1 protein-coding gene is annotated in these 417 nt (G+C 58.3%); it reads left to right on the forward strand.

From position 1 onward, the window contains the following. Positions 1 to 166: 166 nt before the first annotated feature. Positions 167 to 417: hypothetical protein (locus AC1RQI_RS17075; protein ID WP_481905811.1), on the forward strand; the 251-nt coding region annotated here is incomplete at its 3' end.

Genomic DNA, 417 nt, shown 5'->3' on the forward strand with positions numbered 1-417 from the left:
AAACCGAACCCCATCCCTGGAAAATCCGAATGATGCCCGCCGACCAGTTCCCGGGACTTGGCCGATCCGGTCATGATCCGGCGGGTGGTAGCGGCCTGAGCAGGATTGCGCGAAGATGAACCATGAATAGGGGTACGGAGGGGCAACAGTGGTAGGAGAGCCCGTTATGGACGAATCCGGTCAGCAGCCTCAGGGCCAAGCGGTGAAAAAAGGCTTCAGTGGCTGGCAGTTACTGGGGATTGTACTGCTCGCCATCGTTGTCACCTTCGGAGTCAGTTACTGGCTGTTGAGCCAGTATGTGTTTGTTGAAGCGTTCGAGCCCGTTGAGCTGAACACCTCCGAACAGCGCACGCTCCAGAGCAAGCTGCATGTCCTGAGAGTTGATGCGCGAGAACCCTCAAGCCCTGCAGCGGAGCC

The organism is Salicola sp. AFF1, assembly GCF_056783195.1.